This is a genomic window from Acinetobacter sp. 226-1, assembly GCF_030329325.1.
Lineage (GTDB): Bacteria > Pseudomonadota > Gammaproteobacteria > Pseudomonadales > Moraxellaceae > Acinetobacter > Acinetobacter sichuanensis.
The window spans coordinates 249,184-269,659 of the sequence record NZ_JACANU010000004.1 but is presented as its reverse complement, the minus strand read 5'-3'; the positions used below and the strand labels follow the sequence as shown (position 1 = coordinate 269,659).

General features: G+C 36.8%; 21 protein-coding genes, 1 pseudogene and 1 CRISPR repeat array. Of the genes and pseudogenes, 20 read left to right on the top strand and 2 right to left on the bottom strand.

Annotated elements, in window-relative coordinates:
* Positions 1–36: 36 nt before the first annotated feature.
* From HX124_RS09960 to HX124_RS09870, 18 genes and pseudogenes are all read left to right on the top strand, one after another.
* Positions 37–648 (top strand): phage tail tube protein, encoded by a 612-nt coding sequence (locus HX124_RS09960; RefSeq protein WP_286382574.1) that lies wholly within the window; start codon positions 37–39, stop codon positions 646–648.
* 21 nt (positions 649–669) lie between these two features.
* Positions 670–1,194: a phage-derived protein YdaY family protein gene (locus HX124_RS09955; RefSeq protein ID WP_286382554.1), complete on the top strand. Its 525-nt coding sequence runs from the start codon at positions 670–672 to the stop codon at positions 1,192–1,194.
* Between the two features lie 50 nt (positions 1,195–1,244).
* The gene (locus HX124_RS09950; RefSeq protein WP_286382552.1) at positions 1,245–1,415 is read left to right on the top strand and encodes a hypothetical protein; all 171 of its coding nucleotides are present in this window, start codon (positions 1,245–1,247) and stop codon (positions 1,413–1,415) included.
* A 430-nt stretch (positions 1,416–1,845) separates the two neighbouring features.
* Positions 1,846–2,070, top strand: coding sequence for a hypothetical protein (locus HX124_RS09945; protein WP_286382550.1), 225 nt, complete (start codon positions 1,846–1,848; stop codon positions 2,068–2,070).
* 73 nt (positions 2,071–2,143) lie between these two features.
* Entirely contained in the window at positions 2,144–2,449 is a 306-nt protein-coding gene (locus HX124_RS09940; protein ID WP_286382548.1) for a hypothetical protein, read from the top strand.
* An 80-nt stretch (positions 2,450–2,529) separates the two neighbouring features.
* Positions 2,530–3,093, top strand: coding sequence for a hypothetical protein (locus HX124_RS09935; protein WP_286382546.1), 564 nt, complete (start codon positions 2,530–2,532; stop codon positions 3,091–3,093).
* Positions 3,090–3,638: a hypothetical protein gene (locus HX124_RS09930; RefSeq protein WP_286418675.1), complete on the top strand. Its 549-nt coding sequence runs from the start codon at positions 3,090–3,092 to the stop codon at positions 3,636–3,638. The genes HX124_RS09935 and HX124_RS09930 overlap by 4 nt, the downstream gene beginning before the upstream one ends.
* A gap of 71 nt (positions 3,639–3,709) precedes the next feature.
* A pseudogene (locus tag HX124_RS09920) lies at positions 3,710–6,159 on the top strand (tape measure protein).
* 109 nt (positions 6,160–6,268) lie between these two features.
* Positions 6,269–6,439, top strand: a complete 171-nt coding sequence (locus tag HX124_RS09915; RefSeq protein ID WP_286382538.1) for a hypothetical protein — start codon at positions 6,269–6,271, stop codon at positions 6,437–6,439.
* Between the two features lie 15 nt (positions 6,440–6,454).
* Positions 6,455–6,928, top strand: coding sequence for a hypothetical protein (locus HX124_RS09910; protein ID WP_286382536.1), 474 nt, complete (start codon positions 6,455–6,457; stop codon positions 6,926–6,928).
* Complete coding sequence (locus HX124_RS09905; protein WP_286382534.1) at positions 6,928–7,413, top strand: DUF1833 family protein; 486 nt, start codon at positions 6,928–6,930, stop codon at positions 7,411–7,413. The genes HX124_RS09910 and HX124_RS09905 overlap by 1 nt, the downstream gene beginning before the upstream one ends.
* Positions 7,413–7,733, top strand: a complete 321-nt coding sequence (locus tag HX124_RS09900) for a hypothetical protein (protein ID WP_286382532.1) — start codon at positions 7,413–7,415, stop codon at positions 7,731–7,733. The genes HX124_RS09905 and HX124_RS09900 overlap by 1 nt, the downstream gene beginning before the upstream one ends.
* Complete coding sequence (locus HX124_RS09895) at positions 7,730–10,573, top strand: host specificity factor TipJ family phage tail protein (RefSeq protein WP_286382530.1); 2,844 nt, start codon at positions 7,730–7,732, stop codon at positions 10,571–10,573. The genes HX124_RS09900 and HX124_RS09895 overlap by 4 nt, the downstream gene beginning before the upstream one ends.
* Positions 10,574–10,629: 56 nt before the next feature.
* The gene (locus HX124_RS09890; RefSeq protein ID WP_286382528.1) at positions 10,630–12,813 is read left to right on the top strand and encodes a hypothetical protein; all 2,184 of its coding nucleotides are present in this window, start codon (positions 10,630–10,632) and stop codon (positions 12,811–12,813) included.
* Positions 12,813–13,118 (top strand): hypothetical protein, encoded by a 306-nt coding sequence (locus HX124_RS09885; RefSeq protein ID WP_286382526.1) that lies wholly within the window; start codon positions 12,813–12,815, stop codon positions 13,116–13,118. Before HX124_RS09890 ends, HX124_RS09885 begins: the two co-directional genes overlap by 1 nt.
* Before the next feature lie 81 nt (positions 13,119–13,199).
* Positions 13,200–13,514: a hypothetical protein gene (locus HX124_RS09880; RefSeq protein ID WP_286382524.1), complete on the top strand. Its 315-nt coding sequence runs from the start codon at positions 13,200–13,202 to the stop codon at positions 13,512–13,514.
* Positions 13,511–14,248 carry an N-acetylmuramoyl-L-alanine amidase gene (locus HX124_RS09875; protein ID WP_286382522.1) on the top strand — a complete coding sequence of 246 codons (738 nt, stop codon included), beginning with the start codon at positions 13,511–13,513 and terminating at the stop codon, positions 14,246–14,248. The genes HX124_RS09880 and HX124_RS09875 overlap by 4 nt, the downstream gene beginning before the upstream one ends.
* 197 nt (positions 14,249–14,445) lie before the next feature.
* Positions 14,446–15,073: a CRISPR direct-repeat array (repeat unit 28 nt; unit sequence GTTCACTGCCGTATAGGCAGCTTAGAAA).
* 978 nt (positions 15,074–16,051) lie between these two features.
* Positions 16,052–16,288, top strand: a complete 237-nt coding sequence (locus tag HX124_RS09870; RefSeq protein ID WP_147305722.1) for a hypothetical protein — start codon at positions 16,052–16,054, stop codon at positions 16,286–16,288.
* 1 nt (position 16,289) lies between these two features.
* On the opposite strand, the gene HX124_RS09865 is transcribed toward HX124_RS09870, so the two are convergent.
* Together HX124_RS09865 and HX124_RS09860 are read right to left on the bottom strand one after the other, a co-directional pair.
* Positions 16,290–17,006, bottom strand: coding sequence for a UDP-2,3-diacylglucosamine diphosphatase (locus HX124_RS09865; protein ID WP_286382520.1), 717 nt, complete (start codon positions 17,004–17,006; stop codon positions 16,290–16,292).
* A 125-nt stretch (positions 17,007–17,131) separates the two neighbouring features.
* Positions 17,132–17,641 (bottom strand): peptidylprolyl isomerase, encoded by a 510-nt coding sequence (locus tag HX124_RS09860; protein WP_286382518.1) that lies wholly within the window; start codon positions 17,639–17,641, stop codon positions 17,132–17,134.
* Positions 17,642–17,808: 167 nt separating this feature from the next.
* Between HX124_RS09860 and HX124_RS09855 the strand changes: the two genes are divergently transcribed.
* Both HX124_RS09855 and HX124_RS09850 read left to right on the top strand, forming a co-directional pair.
* Entirely contained in the window at positions 17,809–19,533 is a 1,725-nt protein-coding gene (locus HX124_RS09855; protein ID WP_286382516.1) for a glutamine--tRNA ligase/YqeY domain fusion protein, read from the top strand.
* 90 nt (positions 19,534–19,623) lie between these two features.
* Positions 19,624–20,103 carry an SMI1/KNR4 family protein gene (locus HX124_RS09850; protein WP_107008827.1) on the top strand — a complete coding sequence of 160 codons (480 nt, stop codon included), beginning with the start codon at positions 19,624–19,626 and terminating at the stop codon, positions 20,101–20,103.
* Positions 20,104–20,476 lie beyond the last annotated feature (373 nt).

Sequence of the window (20,476 nt, the reverse complement as noted above, 5' to 3'; positions counted from 1 at the left end):
GATTGAAGAATTGTTACCACACCGCTGGAAACCTAAATCGAATTAAAAAATAGGCATGGGGTTCAGCGGACGCTTACCCAAGTATTTACAGGTTGTCATATTAATCAATGGTCTTTATCTATTCCTGATAATGGTATCGTGACTTCAAAATTCTCAATTATGGGAATGAAGCGTACAGCTTACGAAGTATCACCAGCAACTACCGTTACACCTGCTGAAGATGCCATTGTCTTTACATCACTTTCTACTGGTGACATTTTAATTGATGATCAAGCCAAAGCGGGTATGTGTGTCACACAGCTGGACCTAACAATTGATAATTCGATGCAGGTTCAAAAGTGCCTGAATTATGAAAATAATATCAGTGCAATCCTTGAAACTCTTATGAAAGGCGCGGGTAATTTTACAGTTGCTTGGTCTAAAAATACTGCCGAGTTGTATGAAAATCAGTTCTTAAATGAGCCGATTAGTCTTCAATATTCACTAAAAGATAACAAGGGTAATAAATACACCTTATTGCTTCCAAAATTAAAAGTTTCAGCACCATTACCAAGTGGTGGTGCGGGCGATATCTTAAATACTCAGTTCACGTTTGCTGTAGCAGACGAAGCACCAACCTTAACTCGAATTCCAGTAGCAGCTCCTTAAGGGTTGCTTTGAGGTATTAAAATGGCTTTAAAAGTAGCAATTAAAGAAAGCAAAGAAATTTCATTGTGGCGTGAATATAAGGATGCAGAAGGCAAAGTATTAGCGCGTTTTAAAATTCGTGGCATTGAGCATCAAGCCTACCAAGTGGCATTAGAACGCGCACAGAATCAGATTGTGTCTAAAGGTTATGACGTTAGTAAAGCCTCTGCTGATGATAAGGTATGGTATCAACTCACAATGGAAGCGGCGGCATGCCACCTTATTGAAGATTGGGAGGGCATTGAGTTTGAAGAAGGTGAAGTTGTTAAGGAGCAGCCATACTCTGAAGAAAATGCAACCAAGCTTTTTCACATGGGGGATTTAGGCTGGCAGATCTGGGGTTTTGTAAAGTCTGAGGCTGAAAAGATTCAGAAGGAAGCGAACCAAGTCAAAGAGGATGTTTTGGGAAAGTCCGAAGATTGTATCACCATCAAACCCTCAAATGGGGCACGGAAAAGAGTCGCGAAGTCTACGAAAAAATCGGTGTCAAACCACCAGACTACATAGATCCACCTGAATATTCTTATACTGCACATACCGTATTGCATGCTTACAACATGATCGCGCGTTCTAGACGATATGAACAAGGTACGCCGTTGGCATTGAGCATTTCGGATATCGAATCATATTTAGAATTACATGATTCTCCAGTTGAACTGCATGTCTTTGTTGAATGTGTCTTGATGTTGGATAATTTATTTCTAGATCAGGCGTATAAGAAGAAGTGAGTTGTATTAAGTCATTTTACAACTTTATTAAATATGATTTTGGAATTCAAAAATCAATAATTGAAAAAGCAAAAACCCAAGATGTGGAGTCTTGGTTTTTTGTTTTCAACCCACAATGCACATTTGAGGATCGAAACATACATGAATTTTAACCTAAATATGCAGGTTGATAAAGTGATGAATAAGTTATCAGAAAGTAAACCTTTAAGAATTTGGTCTTACATAAGATCAAGTTCAAATTATCAATACTTTTGCGAGTTTCATCTTTAAATCAGGTCTAGTTAGTTCACTTTTAATAGTTTCGATGGCATATTTTTATTGCCAGATACTGAAATACACCAATCAAATCAATATTATTTTTTAACTCCAATTTCTTTAATTTGTCATGATTGAATGATAGGTTATGCAAAATTATTGCGAGTAGTGAATAGTGGAATTAAACCTTAAACAATTTAAGAAGCGCATTGAAGAATTTAAAAGCACTGGTAATAAACCTAATAGTATTGTAATTGGTTATAAAACGTATGCAAATTTAATGGAAGAAGAAAAATTTGTTGATCATATTTCCAAAGATGTAGATGATCCAATGGTTCGATACTATAAGGGTATTCAAATTAAAATGATCACAGAAAAGCATTATCTCGAGATTAAGTAAAAATCACTAAAAGGTGGTTTTTTAATCCAAAAATGCCTATTTTATTGGTGGTTTTATTTAAGAGTTAGATATCTTGAAATCTTTGCTAATTATCTTTTTTTTAATTTTTAGTATTCGCCATTCTTATGCTGCTACAGACACTGAATTCTGTAAGACAGTAGCACAACAAGCAGAAGCCATCATGGCTATGAGGCAAAGTGATGTAGAGAAGAAAGTACTTTATGAAAAAATTAAATATAAAGGTCCAGAAGTTGCAATTATTCTAGAAGCGATAATAATTGATGCATATGAGACTCCTAAGTTGAAATCCTTAAATGCTCAAAAACAAGCTATGCATGAGTTTTCTAATCAATGGTTTTTAAGGTGTCTAAAAGCCTAACAACTTGAAGTAACTATTTGGAGTAGTTTTTTTATACATAAATTAGTATCTTGGTCTAAATTTAAAGTTTGGAGTGGGGTATGAAGAAGGTTTTGCTTTTGGGACTGTTGGTATGGTTGGTGGGGTGTTCAAATAATGATGATACTAAAAATCAATCCACTATAAGCGAAAGTCAAAATGAACCCAGTATGGAATCGAAAATAGGTAAGTGGCGACCTGTTGTGAGCAAGGATGAGATGCGCAATACAGAGTCAAAATGGCTTGCTTTGCGATCAGAGAATAATGCTGATTTAGATTTTCCTTATGATGGTAATAATAAACTACAGCTAGATATCCTTGACTCTAAAACGAATGACCCAAGAATATTTTTAACGATAGATAAGGGGCAATATGCCTGCGAAGAATATGGTTGCTTTTCGGCTGTTAAGTTTGGAAATTCGCCAATTCAATACCTTACATTTAAGGAATATGATACACAGGGTGGTGATGGAACAATTTTGATATTTTCAGAAAACTCCAAGGTGTTTTTAGAAAATATCAGAAGATTTAATTCAATAATTATTGAATTACCCTTTTACTCAAATGGAACGCGTCAGTTTAAGTTTGATACTTCAAAATTTAATGAAGCTGAGAGAGGGTTATGATGATGTCTAAAATATATAAAATTATTCTATTAATAGTATTTGTGTTTATAGCTATTTTTTCTGCGAATTACCTTATGCTTCAGCGGCATATGAATACTATTCTAAAAGAAGATATTAGAAACAATGGGATAAAAGTTTGGGTTCATTATAAATGGTTTATAAACCCTACAGAGCTTAAGTACGATCTTCGAAGCATAACTGGTGAAAATAGTTCATTAGATGTGAATCGTGTAATGTTGCAATTTGCTGAAAAGATAAAAGATAAGCAATTTAATAAAATCTACCTTGGTTACAAAGGTAAAGATAAATTCTATTTTAAAGGTGATTTTTTCCAAAATCTTGGCAAAGAATATGGGTTGCAGAACCCTGTCTACACATTGCGAACTATGCCTGAAAATGTTTATTTGCTAAATGGCGAGCATGCATATGGAGTGTGGGAAGGTGGTTGGTTGGGTGTGATGGGAAAACAAATGGAAGACCTAAATACATTCTCAAAGGATTGGTTTTTAGATGACACTATTAGTGAAATGAATAAAGCACCCTAGGGTGCTTTATTTACTAACCTAAATTTATAGCCCGCATCCGCGGGCTTTTTTATGCCCGCAGGAAAGTAGATATGGCTCAAGAATCAATTTTAAGAATCGTGATTGACTCACGAAATGCTGAACGAAACGCACAAGCATTAGATCGCGAGTTGAGAAGTATTCAGCGTAATGGTGACTTTGCATCGCGTTCTATGGATGGTTTTTCTGTAGCTTGTCGTCAACTCGCTGGGTACATGATGGGCGTAGTTACTGCGGGTGCAGCTATTGCAAAGATGGATGATTGGACAAATTTAAATAACCGTCTTCGTTTAGTTACAAACAGTCAGCAAGAACTAAATAAAGCAATGAAAGACACTTTTGATATTGCTCAGCGCTCAGGCGCTGCATGGGGTGGTACAGCAGCAATCTATCAGAAGATCCAGTCAACAGTGAAAAGTTGGGTCTAAACCAAGAAAAAGTGGCAAAAATCACAGAATCTATTTCAAAGTCTATTAGTAACTCAGGTTCTAGCGCACAAGCAGCGAGTGCAGCTTTGTACCAACTAGGACAAGCTTTTGATAAATCTAGTTTAAATGGCGACGAGTTTGTATCGATGTCCGAAAATGCGGGCTATCTAATGGAGGTTTTTGCTAAAGGTTTGGGTGTTACTCGCGCCGAATTAAAGGAAATGTCGTCGGCAGGGGAATTAACTACTGACAAGATGATTCAAGCTATCAGCAAAATGTCAGAATCTATTGAAGAGGACTTTGGAAAAACTAACTTTACGATTGGGCAAAGTATAACTCAATTTTCCAATGCTGCTACACAGTTTATTGGTGGTGCAGGTGAGTCTTCTGGTGCAGCAGTAATGTTGTCATCTTCAATCAAAACACTTGCGGATAATATGAATTTAATTGCAAATGTTGCTGTCTTAGGTGGTGTTACGATGCTGACTAAGGCAATTCTCACACAAACAGTTTCTATACATGCTGCAACAACAAGCTCAATTGCACGACGTGCATCAATGTTGGGTGAATTACAAGCAGTAGCACAAGCTACAACAGCAGAAGTATCAAGAACAGGTGCTATTGCTCAACTTCGTGCAATGCAATTAGCAGATGCTCAAGCAACGGCAGCACGATTAACAGGCATGCAGCGCCTTACCTATGTGCAAACAACATTATTGCCACTTGAAAGAGCATCAACTGTAGCCGTAGCAGCACATACCGCAGCAATAAATACAGATACATTGGCGCAAAATGCTAACAATGCGGCGCGTTCTCGTGCAACAAGAATTTTTAATGCTGTTGGTGGAACTGTTGGTGTTTTAACAATTGGTGTAGCAGCTCTAGCAGCGGGCTATATGTACATGCAAAAACGTGCAGATGAGGCTAACAAAAAACTTGAAGAACAAGCCGAAGTTGCCAAAAAAGCTAAAGAGGAATTATTGGCTCTAAACGGTCTTGAGAAAGATGATGCGATTGACAAAATGACAGCTTCATTTAAACATCAAAACGAAGCATTGGAACAATCTAGCAGTACAATTAATATGCAATTAAATGCTATTGAGAAACTGTATAAAGGTAACAAGGAAGTTATACAGGTTGTTCAAGATGCTCGAAATGGCACTATTGGTATGAGCGAGGCAGTCAAGCGTTTTAATGAAATTCGCATTGATAAGGAGGTTTACAACTCATTTAAAAAGAATGCCGAAATTTTCAATAAAAATGCTGAGGCAGCCATAAACTCTAAAGAAAAGCTAAAACTCTTTAGACAAGAAGTGGTATTGGCTGGGCGTGATGCACAGACTGCTAAGCTTGGGCTAGATAAAGGGGTCCAGGGTTTAACTGGTAAGGCTGCCTCAATAGCCCAAGCAATTGTAAATACTGAGGAAGGAGCAACAAAAGCCTTAGCTCAAGGTGGTATGTATGGCTCTCTTCTGGCTGGAGTCGTGAGAGCGACAGGTTATGCTTCTGTGGGTATGATTGCAGGTCAAACTATCGCAAGCTTCGCCACAGGCGGTCACGTCCGTGGTCCTGGTACTTCAACAAGTGATTCTATTCCCGCAATGCTTTCGGACTACGAGTTTGTGACTAAAGCATCCGCGGTGAAGAAGATTGGTGTTGCGAATATGGAGTACATGAACCGCACAGGGGAAATGCCATTCCAGAAAGAGTACGAGGAATTACATAAGCGAATCGCAGGGAATCAACTTCCTGAACCGTTTATTGTGCCTAAGTATAAAGATGGTGGGTTGGTCGGATCTTCGCGCGTTCAGCCTGATGCTTATTCGCAGATTTATCGTGAACGCGAAGTCGTGGATAAGGTGAAAGCTGTAAATGTGCAACCTAAAATCACGATTAATACTCCACCTGGTACTTATGCTGAAACGCGCGTTGATACGGATGGTGCAATTACCATTGATGTGATTCGAAAAGAAGCGGAGGATGCGGCAAAAAGATCATGGGATCGGCTTGGTAATGCTAACTCTCATGAATCTCAGCAGCTGAGTCGTAATACCAATTCTAATCGAAGAAGATAAGCCACCTGAAAGGGTGGTTTTTTATTACCCAAAGAAAAACCCCAGTAGTTAGCGCTATTGGGGTTTTTGTATTTCAACTCACCGAGAAAAGTAAGAGGAAATTAAATCTATGTCCGAAATTATAGCAGTAATACTGCAAAAAGTAGAGGTTGTCATGGATAAATATGGTTTTTGGAAGGTAACAGGAGTTTTCTTGTTATCAATATTTTTGTGGAAATTCCCAGATATTCTAAATGCATTTTCGAAATTTTTAGAAGTTGTTTCTGGTCTGAATGTATAAAAATTGGAGCACAATATGCCCTTAAATAAACTCGCTTATTGTGTTCAGCAATCGGGCTACACAGTAAGTCATGGCAATAATGTCATTGTTCAAGAGTTAGAAGGAGGTCCATCACGTTACAGACGAGGAATTAACAATAATTCCCACACTGTAAATGTGAATTGGGTGGTAAATAAAACAGGCTACGATTATCTCGTAGCTTTTTACAATTTATGGACCTATAACCCATCTAAACCTTTTCTAGCGCTGCTCATCATTGATGATAGTGATTTAAAAGAATACAAATGCTTTTTTAAGTCAGGTTTTCAACTTAATAGCAAAGAAGGCAATGTATTTAAAGTCTCAGCAACGTTTGAAGTTCAAGCAAATCGACGTGATAAGAACTTAGATCAATCAATTGTGGATCTTGGTAATGAAGGATTGATCAATTCATATATAAACATCGAGAAAGTACCAAACGTGTGGCTACCAAATGCAGTGGGGGTTTAATGGCAAATCTAAACTTCTTTTTAAATGTGCAAGGTGGTTTTGTATTGCTGGATTTGATTGAAATCACGCATCCTCATTTACCTGAGCCAATGCGTTTTGTGCGAAATGATCGATTTGGTATAACTGTTAAACATGAAGATGGGCTTGAATATGATTATGAGTACCAAGCTTTTGAAGTCAAACGCTCAGCTACAAATCGAACCTTAGATCAAGAAATCAGTATTACTTTTGCTGACTTTGATGATGCACTCATGAAAGCGCTAAAGAAAACCAATCGATTAATTGAGCCGCATTTTAAATATCGGCAGTATCGTGATGACGATTTAGATGATCCAGTGATTGTCATTCAAACATTAGAGATTACGGATGTGAATAAAGATGCTTCAGGTTTTGTCACCTTTGATGCCAAGGCAGTTCAACTCAATAATGTTAAAACAGGCGAAGTCTACACTGTAGAAAATTGCCCTTTGTTACGAGGTGCTTAGTGAACTTAGAGCATTTTTTAAGTAAAGAGTGGTCAAAAGATTATACGTGTAATGAATTCGCATGTGATGTATGGCAAGCCATTACAGGTGAGGATCTAAGACAAAGACTGGATGATTTCTTAAATGGTTCAGGTCAGTTCGAAAGATTAGATGAACCCATTAGTCCCTGTCTTGCCTACTATAAATGGAACGATCAAGCCTCAACTCATGTTGGGGTTTTTTTTAATGGCAGAGTTTGGCACTTGGGGTTACGTGGTGCACAGAATGCCAATCCGCAAATTGTCAAAATTGGCTTTAAGACAGTGGAGTATTACCGATGAAGATCGTACACCTCCGCCCAGATCCATTTAAAAAAGACAAGTGGATTACTGCTGAAGTTGATGATGTCTGCGCGTTCTTGGGATGGCAATTTGAAAGTCTACCTGAGTTCACTCGGATTTATCACGGTTCAGTTGCACAGCAGAATGATGTAACACCAATCGATGAACGAGGATTCAGAAATCTACAGGCATTAGATGGTGAGTTCTATGTTGTGATTCCCCCAACTGAAATTGCAACCATTGTCATGTGGGTAGTAATGGCTATCACTGCCGCATTCAGCATCTACACATACATGACGATGCCGAAGCCGCAGAATCAGTCACCACAATCACCCAATAACGACCTTGCTTCACGACAAAACCAAATCCGCTTAAATGGGCGTATACCTGATATTTACGGTACTTTACTTTCATATCCTGATTTAATTTCTGTGACTTATACGTTTTATAATGAAAAAGGTGTGGAAGTAGAGCGCTCATTATTATGCATAGGTCGTGGCTATTATCAGATCCACAACATGAAAGATGCGGAAACTGAAGTGAGTGATATACCAGGTACTTCAATTTCTGTTTATGACCCATACACAGACATTATCGGCACACCAATTTATCAAAATGGACGCACATTCACTGATACACCAATGGCTGTGGCAATTTCTGATTCAATCACAGGGCAAGTGTTGGATGCGCCAAATCAACAGCAATTTGAAGGGACTAATGCTTACTTTACAGTAGATGGTTATATTCGCTTAAAGTCAGGTAACTTTGCTACAGGTTTTCAAGCGAACGACAAAATTATGATTCGAGGTGCTTCGATTGGGTCTAAAGATTTTAGTTTCGCAGGAATAATCATTCTCAAGACAAACAATACAATTGTGTTTGAATCCACTGAAGATATTTTAAATTTAAATTATCAAAATTTATCTCTAAATGGTGCGTTGGTTGGATTTGACAGTGTGACCGATCAAGTTATTTCAATCGGACAAGATTCAGCAACAGTGCAAGACAGTAAAATCATTTATAAAGATTTTTCAGGTGTCTATACAATTACTAATATTGCTAAAAGCACTTTAACCAATGGCTTTCAGTATACAGTTGCTTTGAATGCACCAAATACAAAAAATCCGTCTTGGAACTACTTGGCTGAAGACACAAGTATTAACTCAGGTCTACAGCTGGTTAATAACGATGATGCAATCTATCTTAATGATACATATACAGTTGAAGAGGTTGGGGGCAACTATATTAAGTTGGCTGATCCTGTTGCCGTAAATGTTGAGTGGGCACAATTGACACATTTGCCTAATCAATCAACTGAATCTATTGAGCTTGATATTACTTTAGATAAGCTAGACCCCGATGCAAGTTGGGTGGGTTGGCATAATATCTTTATGGATGGTGCTGAATTTGCTTATTTTAATATTCATTTTCCGAATGGTTTATACCGTCAAAATTCGAAAGGTGGGACATCGACAGCGTGGACAACAGGTTTAATTCAGTATCAGTATATTGATGCGGATGGCGTGCCGATTGGTCAAATTTACGAAGTTGAATTAGGTTTTACAGATCAAACCAGAGTGCCGTTTGGGTCAACTAAAATTATTGAATTGGCTGCACGTGGTTCGATTCGTTTTCGCTTATGTCGTACTCGGACAGATATGGAAAACAACATTCAAGCTGAAATGCGAGTGAAAGATGTTTATCTGGCAAAGCGTAGTGATAAGTTGAACTACGGTAATATGACAGTAATTCAATCAGAGGCAGTTGGTAATGACGGTCTTTATTCAATTAAAGAGCGTAAATTAAATTGCTTAGTCACTCGAAAATTAAAAGTTGATGGCGTAGGTGCTTTAACGCCAACCAATTCAGCAGAACAAGCATTGATTGATTTAGCTTTAGATGAATACATTGGCAGACGCAGCATGAATGAGCTTGATGTTGTGCAAATGAAAGCAGAAGTTGCAAAAATTATTGCTTATTTTAAGTCTGACAAAGCTGCTGAGTTCTCCTACACGATTGATGATCCAAATCTTAGTTTCGAGGAAATCACAGGAATGGTGGCAAGTACAGTATTTTGTGAACCAAATCGCTTTGGATCTAAGATTCAATTGCAGTTGGAACAACCACAAGAAAATGCTGTTTTGTTATTTAATCATCGAAATAAAGTACCGAAGTCTGAAAAACGTACAGAGAGCTGGGGTGTTCAGAATAAGTATGATGGTGTTGAGATTGAGTACACCAGTCCAGTGGACGATACACGTGTGAAATACATTGCTTCAGATAAAGCTAACCCAACAAATTTAATGTCGATTAAATCGACAGGAATCCGTAATGAAGCACAGGCAAAAACGAGAGCATGGCGAGAGTGGAATAAGATCAGGTATCAAGAAACATCTGTGCAGTTTGATGCGTTAGATGAATCTGAGATTTTACTCAGAAATGACAAAATTATTGTTGCTGACAACACCTCAATTGAAACCCAAGATGGCGAAGTGGCAGAAGTGGATGGATTGGTTTTAGTGTTATCTCAAGATGTGGTCTTTGAAGAAAATCAGTCTTATAAAGTCTATTTACAGTTAGAAAATGGCTCAGTCGATATGATTGATTGTTTTGCCACTGAATGGACCAATGAGATTACTTTAGCGAGACCACCACAGATGCCACTTGTGACAGAAGATGGCAAATACATCAAAACCACGTATCAAATTGTGAAAGCACAAGAAGCTGAGTTATCAGCATTTATGCTCACGGAAATGTCACCGCAGGGTGTAATGACCAACAGCTTAACTTGTGTGAATTACACAAATAAATACTATGAAAAAGATCATTCCTTTTTCTAAAACTTAAGCAAATTATTTGGCACCTTCGGGTGCTTTTTTATGATCTGGAGAAAAGTATGTCATTTAATAGTCAAACTTTCGATAATTTAGAACGTGATATTAGTGATACAGGTGAAGCTATAAATGAATGCAAAATTATTTCACCGCGGTATGGACTACGTTTTAAATCAATACCGCTCATTTCAAAAGAAGCGGACGCAAAAACAAGAGAGTTATCTTCTGCAATCGATACAGCCTTAGCGGCAGGTGCAGGTGAGGCGGGATGGGATGCAAATTTAGTTGCATACAAAGGCTCAACTCAAGCAGCATTTAATGATCTACAAAGCAGTATCAACGGTGAATTTAATGAGCAATTTGCTTTAGGGAAAACATTCTATGTAGAACAGCATGGGATTAAAAATGATGGTTCTGACAATACTGCTGCATATGTGCTATTAGAAGAAAAATTAACTGACGGAGATACCGTTAAATTTGCAAAAGGGAAATATTTAGGTTCTTTTGTTTCTAATAAAGCACTCACAATTGAAGCACCCGCAGACGCAGAGTTGATTCAACCTTATAACCAACCGTTAATTAAAATCTCAAGTTCTTTCGTTGCATACAGTGTTGTAGAGACAGAGCTTACTCTGGGTGCTATTAAGTTCACTATTTCAGGCGTTGTAGATATTCAAGCCGGAAGTCTAGTAATGCTGTGGAACTCTATGATGCGTGATGCAACAAACCCAGTGAATTTTGAGACACTGAAAGTTCATAGCTTTAATATTGTTGATGGAAATACTGTTGTATTTACTGAAAAGCCAATTCAATCAGTACAATACGGCATAATCATAGCCAATGTTTGTAAAAATCCAATTCAAGTGGTCACATTGGATTTAAAGTGTCAAATCACTAACAATACCGATCACTGGGCACGCTGCATTTGGTTAGACAGTATTGATAATTTACACATTAAAAATATCAAAACACGGGGCACAAAAGGTCATGCCATCAGTATTGATCGCTGCTACAACATTAAAATTGAACCGGGTTGGGAAGTAAGAGATCCGATTGCAAATGGAAGTGGGGCGGGCTATGGTCTTGCATTGCACCGAAGTTCATCCATCACCGTTGGAAGTGGTAAAGGTTTTAATATGCGGCATGACATCGATATTGATAGTTGTTATGACGTTATCACATCACAGCACACCAGTTTTTATCCCAAAGGTTCAGCAATTGTGGCAAGTCATAATGGTTTTATTGGTAATGTCACAATTGGAAACTTAACAGCGCATGTATCTGATTTTGAGACTGCGGTCTTTGGTGTTTCAACCAGTGGTCAGGGTTATAAAAAATTAGTAAGTGGTCAATATGTTGCTGACAAAGAAACGCGCCTTAAGCATCCAATTCGCAATTTAACGATTGGCGATGTGAATTTAATGATTGATGAGAAAAAATCAGTTACAGATCGAATTTCTGGTGTAAACATCGAAAATGAATTAATTAATCCGAAAATTGGTCATATCGATCTTCAATTTAAAAACACCACTGTACCCCCCAGCGCAACAGGTGCGGTTGGTTTTTTAACAACAGGTAATGCAGACTTTCTGCCGATCGCGGGCATTACAGCGAATGTCATCGCGCAAACAGCCAGCATTATTAACAAAGGGGGAAGTACATCAGTGGGTATGTTTCGTATTGATGCGATTAATGTTGGTACGGCAAATTATGGTGTATATACAGCTGGCTACTCCCCTGATGTTGCTTCATTTCAGTATGATCGTGTATTGCGTGGTGTTTGCGTTGAATGTTCAGATAATGCTGTCAATGAAGGTCAAAATGCAGTGTTTGCAGTAGCAAACAATATTGCGCAACATCGTGGAGCAGCCTCTGCTTATGTAGCAAGTCCGATTTCAGCTAACTTTTTGCTTGCATCCGGAAATAGCTTTGTGCAAGGGCTGTTTATTGGAACCAGTGTGCAGGTGACGGATGGTGCAGTAATTTCATCTAAAGATATTTTAATTCGAAATGGTATTGTTGTTCTATCCCCACCTAATTCAGCATCAAGTGCCAGCATTGGTGTGACTCTGCCTGCACCTGTTTTTTATAATGGTCAGACATTAACCATCTGTAATGGTTTAGCTGGAGCAACCGATAGAAGCGAAATTGTTTTGAGTGGAATCAATATGGCTTTAAATATCACTATTGCGAGTGGAAAGACCATTAATTTAGTGTCGGTGACCGGGAAATGGAGAACTAAGTAATGTCGAGTGTAGGATTTGGGATGGCAATAGGTGTTGAACAGGTTTCTCAAGCCAAAGAGGTTGGCTTTAAATCGATCATTAATATTTGCTTGGATTATCAGGCTGAATCTGATATGTCTAAAGAGGCTGCTTTACTAGGTGTTGGTTATATATCTCTGCCGATTGAAGAATTAAATGTCAATATTGCCCATGAGTTTTCAAATTATTTCAACTTTGTGGAAAAACCTGTACTTATTCTAGGTAAAACAGGTGAGCAAGCCATCGATTTACATTTTTTAGCCATGCAATTAGATCTACTAGATTAAATTACCCAAACAATCACACCTAACCCTGATTTTTAATGCAAGGATCAGGGTTTTTTATTGCCAAAAATTAAGGGGGCATATGTGAATGAACCAAGCGCATCAATTTGGAAAAAGTTAAATGAAGTATCAGATCGACTGCAAAAAGTATCAGAGCAGTTGGTAGAAACAAATGCAATTAATAAAGGTTATCACCAGGCACTTGATCAGCAACGAGTAAAAGTGGAACTGCTTGAGCAGCAAAACCATAAAGCACAAGGCGCAATTGCGATGCTGAAATGGGGGCTTGGTGTGGTGCTGACTGTTGCGTTGTCGGGTGGCACATGGACCATCAATTCAATTAATCAACTTAAACAAGATATGGCGATTATGCAAAGCCATCGAGAGGAAAATAAATGAAATTAATCAATGAAAACCCATGGCAATATTTGTCAGTAAAGCTCCCAATGTTGGGAGCTTTTTTTATGCTTATTGTTCTTATTTTACAGTGGGCATTGGACTACAAAATTATAGATGGTGATACTGCTGCTATTATTGCGAGTACTGTAATCCCTGCTCTGACTTGGTTTGGTCGTAAGATTGCACAGCCGAATTTGCACAATGTAAATCAATTCGTCACAGTGACAGCAGGACACTCAAATGTAGATCCAGGAGCAGTCAACGGAAAATTTAAAGAAGCTGAACTCGTTACAAAGTTTCGCAATGCTGTTGCACATTATTTAAGTGAAGCAGGTATCGTAATCAAAACAGACGGTGTTGGTTCTGATAATCAAAATTTAAATACAGCAATCAAGCTGATTAAAGGCTCTGATGTTGCTGTTGAATTTCATATGAATGCAGCAGCAAATAAGGCAGCTTATGGTATTGAAACCATTGCACTACCGAAAGATAAAAAATTAGCTCAGGATTTATCACAAGTTGTAGCCAAAGCTTTTAATTCAAAATTGCGTGGTGAAGCAGGCTGGATTGATCAAAGTCAGTCAGCGCGTGGCAAGCTTGGCTTTATCAGTAATGGAGGCTTAATCGTTGAACTTGGTTTTATTTCAAATGAAACTGAGCTAAAAATGTTTAATGAAAAATATTGGTTGGCTGCACGTGATGTATCCGATATTTTGATTTCTTATGTAAAATAATACAGTTATGTATAGTTTTTCAGAGAATAGATTGTTAAATTAAGTTATTGGGTAAGAGAAGATTTTACCCAATATTTTTTTACTCTTTAACACTTTAATAAAATCAATAAGTTATAGATATGGTTCAAAACTTGGGTATTTTGATATTTTAAGTTTTAACTTGTTGTTATATCTTTACTTTTTACTCTATTATTACTGTTCACTGCCGTATAGGCAGCTTAGAAAGCGGCGAATTGATAATCTTGACCGCGTTTATCGTTCACTGCCGTATAGGCAGCTTAGAAATTAACAGACGGCAGTAATGCGAGATCTGAAGCGTTCACTGCCGTATAGGCAGCTTAGAAATTTGAGGTGCTTATTTGATGATTTAAACTGCTGTTCACTGCCGTATAGGCAGCTTAGAAATTTTGCGGTTCTTGATACGTTTCAGTAGCGGAGTTCACTGCCGTATAGGCAGCTTAGAAAATAAGCTGAGGCAAAATCTACAGCATGACGCAGTTCACTGCCGTATAGGCAGCTTAGAAAATTAAATTTGCACCCATCTAACGTTGTTGAGGGTTCACTGCCGTATAGGCAGCTTAGAAAGACCCACTTATTAGTAACGGAAAAGGCTGTTCGTTCACTGCCGTATAGGCAGCTTAGAAATACCGAAGCGAGATTGATAAGTTCGCTAATCAGTTCACTGCCGTATAGGCAGCTTAGAAAACTAGCCAACGAACCATTTTGTCGAAACATTTGTTCACTGCCGTATAGGCAGCTTAGAAATAAATAAACAATCTGAGGGTATGGTGGAAACAGTTCACTGCCATATAGGCAGCTTAGAAAATATATCTACGTTTTATGTATAAGGAGTAGAGAAAGTTAAAATTTACGCCTATTTTACGCCTTAAAAATGTAGTTATTATTTAAGTTTTTGATTTTTAATTGAAAAAATATTTTTAAACAATTTTACTCCATAATTCATTCATATAGTATGTAATACTATTATATATCAATAACTTGTTAATTTAACCTTGAAAAAACAAATCTTTATAGAAGCTCGTGTTTTGCCTTATTCTGCTTCGTTTTGCTTCGTTTTGCTTCGTTTTGCTTCGTTTTGCTTTTTTTGTCGATTTATTTATCTCATAGTGAATTCACTGCATTGGGATATATAAATCAATGAATAGAATCATCTTTATACATACTGCTGTAAACCTATCAAAAGATGTTTTTTGTGGTGCAGTAAAATGGATAAAATAATTTAGCTTTTTTGGGTTTGAAATGATAACTGGTTTGCATTTTTTTTGAAATTAATTAAAATATGCGAAATTTTTTTGTAGATCGGCTATGTGGAAATTCATAAAAAGTTTTAATACGGTAGACACTTATTTGTTTTTAGCTCTCATTTTATTGGTGACAGTGATTGCTATGCATATGCTGTAAAAGTACTGTGAAAGGCTTCGATTGTGAAGCCTTTAATTTTTTATACATGGTAATTGGTTAGTGCTTAAGTAAGAATAAAAAATAAACTTTATTTTAAAATATATAAAAATTCAAAGAAAAATAACCTTTTTTAGGTATTTATTTTCATTCTATATCGCCTATATTTTATATGTGATTAAGCTTGATACTCAGTTTATAGTTATTGTAACTGTAATAAATTGCGATCAAAAATCACTCAAACTGGCATCTATTCATTTTTATTTATAGAAAATTTCATTATTACAATTTAAGTATTGGTTAATAATAGGGTGAAACAAAAAATAAATAATGATGTTTATAGTGTACAGTAAGTATTCACAATTAATCTTAAAAAGTAATTATATGAATATATGTATAGGTGGCAGTTGGCATGGTAGCCAACTACTTAAGGGACAGAAATCTAATCATTTTCTTGCTAAAGACAAGGCAACAGGGCAACACATCACTTATGAAAGGTTTGTAATAAAATATGAAAATGAAGTTTGTACTTTTTGGATTGCAAATACTTTAAGTCGCTTGGAAGCAAATGAAAAAATGATGTTTTATTTAAATCAGCTTAAAAAAATTTCAGAAAGTTAAATTAATATTTCCATGTTTTTAAATCATCATCTGCTAATCGGATTGAATTAATCTCTAAAATTTTTGCTTGATTTTGACGCCAGTCACCCAAAACAATCCGCTGTTTACCAAATTCGTTATGAATCGCAGGGCGATGCGTATGCCCATGAATTAGAATATCAACATCGCTGAGGGCTTTTTCTACAGCCTGAGCATTTACATCCATAATTTCATAAGATTTATGTTGTTGAGATTCACGACTTTTTTGACGAAAACCATTGGCAATTTTTTGTCTAAAACTCAAAGGAGTGCTTTTTAAAATACCCAGTATCATTGGATTACGAATAATTTTTTTAAAACGTTGATAAGAAATATCATCTGTACATAAGGCATCGCCATGTTCAAGACGAATGTTTTGTGTACCAATAGTGAAGCTATATATTTCGGGTAAAAGAATGCCACCAAAACGATTTAAAAATTTTTGACCTAAAACAAAGTCACGATTTCCAACTTGGAAATAGATTTTATTTCCAGCTTGAGTAAATTGTTTTAAATGCTCAATAATTTCATCTAACCATGGTGCAGTATAGTCATCACCAATCCAAGCATTGAACCAATCACCCAGTATATATAATTGTATGTTTTTGTCTTGATATTGCTCAAGTAAATCTAAAAACCCCCGAACGAGTCGAGGGTGATCAGGTGACAAATGTAAATCAGCGATGAACAAGTAGGTCACTATTTTTCCTATTCTACGAGTTAATCCCCCTAAGTCCCCCTTTTTCTAAGGGGGACTTCCCATCCATTCGTGTCTGGGCTTTTACTCCCTCCTTTATTAAAGGAGGGGTGGGGAGGATTTAAAAATTATTCAGAAATAATTTTAGCAGATTCGATTACAACATTTTCTAAAGGAACATCAGCATGATAACCACGGTTACCAGTACGCACGCCTTTGATTGCTTCAACAACGTCTAAACCTTCAGTCACTTTACCAAATACCGCATAACCCCAACCTTGCGCATTTTTGCCTGAGTGGTTTAGGAATGAGTTATTTGCAACGTTAATGAAGAATTGTGCAGAAGCAGAGTGAGGCGCTTGAGTACGTGCCATTGCAACAGTACCGATGTCATTGCTTAGACCATTGTCAGCTTCATTTTCAATAGAATCGCGAGTCGCTTTTTCTTTGAAGTTTTCATCCATGCCACCACCTTGAACCATGAAACCATCAATGACACGGTGGAAAATTACGCCGTCATAGAAACCATCACGAACATATTCCAAAAAGTTAGCGACAGTTTTTGGCGCTTTTTCAGAATTTAGTTCAAGAACAATACGTCCTTTATTGGTGTTTAATTCGACTTGAGGAAAACTCATTCTATAATCTCCTGATCATGACTAAAAAAGCCATGGGTTTTTGGTTGAGAGAAGCATAAGCAAACTGTAAACTACAAGGCAAGCAAAAATGCGAATTTCTTTTGTATCAATTCGCAGAAATGCATTTTTATTATCCTATTTTAACTTATAGAAGTGATTTATCAACTATGAAGCCAAATGATGTTGTTTCAGAACTGCCAAAGAACCCGACAACCAATTCTGCACCTGTCGATGCTCAGCAGCAAGAACAACAGGCGGGCTTGGACTTTGTGCGTCAAGTCATTACGGATGATTTAGCAGCAGGACGTACTCAAACCGTTGTTACTCGTTTCCCACCTGAACCAAATGGTTACTTGCATATTGGTCATGTAAAAGCAATTTGCCTTAATTTTGGTATTGCAGAAGAGTTCAATGGTGTATGTAATCTGCGTTTTGACGATACCAACCCCGATGCTGAAGAACAAGAATATGTCGATGGTATTGCCAATGACGTAAAATGGTTAGGTTTTGAATGGGACGGTGCACCGCGTTATGCATCAAGCTATTTTGACCAGTTACACACTTGGGCAATTCAATTGATTGAACAAGGTGATGCTTATGTTGATCTGCAAACTCCTGAAGAAATTCGTTTAAATCGTGGTAATTTTATCGAAGTCGGTAAAAATTCACCTTATCGTGATACTTCTGTCGCAGAAAATCTGGCACGTTTTGAAAAAATGAACAATGGTGAGTTTGGCGAAGGTCAAGCTGTGTTACGTGCCAAAATTGATATGGCATCACCAAACGTGCATATGCGTGATCCAATCATGTATCGTATTTTGCATTCTGAGCATCACCAAACTGGGAATACTTGGAAAATCTATCCAATGTATGACTATGCGCATCCATTGTCAGATGCGATTGAAGGCATTACCCATTCACTGTGTACTTTAGAGTTTGTTGATCATCGTCCATTCTATGATTGGGTTGTTGCGAAAGTTAAGTCACCCTCTGTGCCACATCAGTATGAATCAAGCCGTCTAAACATTGACTATACCATCACCTCTAAACGTAAATTGCGTAAATTGGTGGAAGGCAATCATGTCAATGGTTGGGATGACCCACGTATGCCTACAGTTGTTGGTATGCGCCGTCGTGGTTTTACTCCTGAAGGTTTACGTGATTTCTGTAAACGTGTTGGTGTAACCAAAGTTGATGGCAGTATTGTTGATGTGGCAATGCTCGAATTCTGTATTCGTCAATCTTTGGAAAATACAGCATCGCGTGGTATGGCAGTTTTGAACCCATTAAAAGTGACTTTAACCAATCTTCCTGAAGATATGGATTTAAGTCATGCACGTCATCCAAATGTGGATATGGGCGACCGTATCATTCCTTTAACGTCTGAAATTTATATTGACCGTAAAGACTTTGAAGAAGTGCCACCAAAAGGCTTTAAACGTTTAACTCCTGAAGGTGAAGTACGTTTGCGTCATGCCTATGTGATCAAGTGCGATGAAGTGATTAAAGATGCCAATGGTGAAGTGATTGAGCTGAAATGTTCAATTGACCCTGAAACTTTAGGTAAAAATCCTGAAGGTCGTAAGGTCAAAGGTGTGGTGCATTGGGTTTCAGCGAGCAAAGGTATTCCTGCGGAAGTCCGTGTCTATGACCGTTTATTTAATGAAGCAGCACCTGATGCAGATGATGATTTCTTAAAACACTTAAATCCTGAGTCTTTAACAGTACTTCAAGCGGTGATTGAGCCTGCTTTGGCGCAAGCACAGCCCGAAGATCGTTTCCAGTTTGAGCGTGAAGGTTATTTTGTTGCAGATCAATATGACCATACGAACGAAAAACCTGTGTTTAACCGTATTTTGGACTTGAAAGACAGTTTTAAACCAAACAAATAATAAATTTGGTTTAAAATCTAAAGCTTTAAAAAACTCAGTTTCGGCTGGGTTTTTTATTGATCTGTGGTTTGAAAATATTGAGAAAAAAATATGGCTGTGATTTTACAAAACTCGACATCAGCAATATTAACCAAAATTTCTGATGAGTTGAGCGGTCTTCCAAATCAGTATATTGATTTTTATAAAAAAACAAATGGAATCATCTTTACAGATTCAGATGAGTTTAGCTTTTATTTGACTGAAATTGATGATGAAATTTCTTTGGAAGCATTATTTCAAATTGATGCCAAAAATGTAAATTTTGATCTTTTGGCGATGCAAAGAGAAATAGGAGATGATCTCCCAAATGTATTTTGGATCATTGGTGGCGATGCAGGTGGTAATTTTTATTTATTGCATCGGCATACCCAGCAAATCTGGTACTGGGATCGAACATGTTTATATGGTTGTGATCGTTTAACAGAGCGTGAAATTGGTCAATATTATGCAATGAAGATGAGTTTTTATGAATTACTGACTTTGATTTTTCAACAAATAGAAAAATGCAAAATAATAATTAAAAATAAATGATTTTAGTAACAAAAAATAATATGAAAATAAGTTTTTAAACGATAGCGGATAAGACTTTAGTCATGTCTTATGAATTTTTCTAATGGTATAAATTTAAATTAAATTAATTATTAAATATTTTAACAGGTGGTAAATTTTTTAATAAAAATATTTTTATAATATTTAAAATCAAAAAGATATGTATTTTTTTATTTTTATTTAAAAAAATGTAAAAATAATTTTTTAAAAATTTGGTAAATTTTTTATTTTAAAAAGTGATGTGGTTAACGTTATTTTAATAGATCATAATGATTATATTTTTTGTAAATAAAAATTTTAAGATAAAGTCAATTGTAATAACATATTGAATACAATATCATACAAATGTGTAATA

Bases quoted from the DNA above. Each gene is read 5' to 3' on its own strand.
- HX124_RS09955 (WP_286382554.1), top strand. From the start codon at position 670: ATGGCTTTAAAAGTAGCAATTAAAGAAAGCAAAGAAATTTCATTGTGG.
- HX124_RS09950 (WP_286382552.1), top strand. From the start codon at position 1,245: ATGATCGCGCGTTCTAGACGATATGAACAAGGTACGCCGTTGGCATTG.
- HX124_RS09935 (WP_286382546.1), top strand. From the start codon at position 2,530: ATGAAGAAGGTTTTGCTTTTGGGACTGTTGGTATGGTTGGTGGGGTGT.
- HX124_RS09930 (WP_286418675.1), top strand. From the start codon at position 3,090: ATGATGATGTCTAAAATATATAAAATTATTCTATTAATAGTATTTGTG.
- HX124_RS09915 (WP_286382538.1), top strand. From the start codon at position 6,269: ATGTCCGAAATTATAGCAGTAATACTGCAAAAAGTAGAGGTTGTCATG.
- HX124_RS09910 (WP_286382536.1), top strand. From the start codon at position 6,455: ATGCCCTTAAATAAACTCGCTTATTGTGTTCAGCAATCGGGCTACACA.
- HX124_RS09905 (WP_286382534.1), top strand. From the start codon at position 6,928: ATGGCAAATCTAAACTTCTTTTTAAATGTGCAAGGTGGTTTTGTATTG.
- HX124_RS09895 (WP_286382530.1), top strand. From the start codon at position 7,730: ATGAAGATCGTACACCTCCGCCCAGATCCATTTAAAAAAGACAAGTGG.
- HX124_RS09890 (WP_286382528.1), top strand. From the start codon at position 10,630: ATGTCATTTAATAGTCAAACTTTCGATAATTTAGAACGTGATATTAGT.
- HX124_RS09885 (WP_286382526.1), top strand. From the start codon at position 12,813: ATGTCGAGTGTAGGATTTGGGATGGCAATAGGTGTTGAACAGGTTTCT.
- HX124_RS09875 (WP_286382522.1), top strand. From the start codon at position 13,511: ATGAAATTAATCAATGAAAACCCATGGCAATATTTGTCAGTAAAGCTC.
- HX124_RS09870 (WP_147305722.1), top strand. From the start codon at position 16,052: ATGAATATATGTATAGGTGGCAGTTGGCATGGTAGCCAACTACTTAAG.
- HX124_RS09860 (WP_286382518.1), bottom strand. From the start codon at position 17,641: ATGAGTTTTCCTCAAGTCGAATTAAACACCAATAAAGGACGTATTGTT.
- HX124_RS09855 (WP_286382516.1), top strand. From the start codon at position 17,809: ATGAAGCCAAATGATGTTGTTTCAGAACTGCCAAAGAACCCGACAACC.
- HX124_RS09850 (WP_107008827.1), top strand. From the start codon at position 19,624: ATGGCTGTGATTTTACAAAACTCGACATCAGCAATATTAACCAAAATT.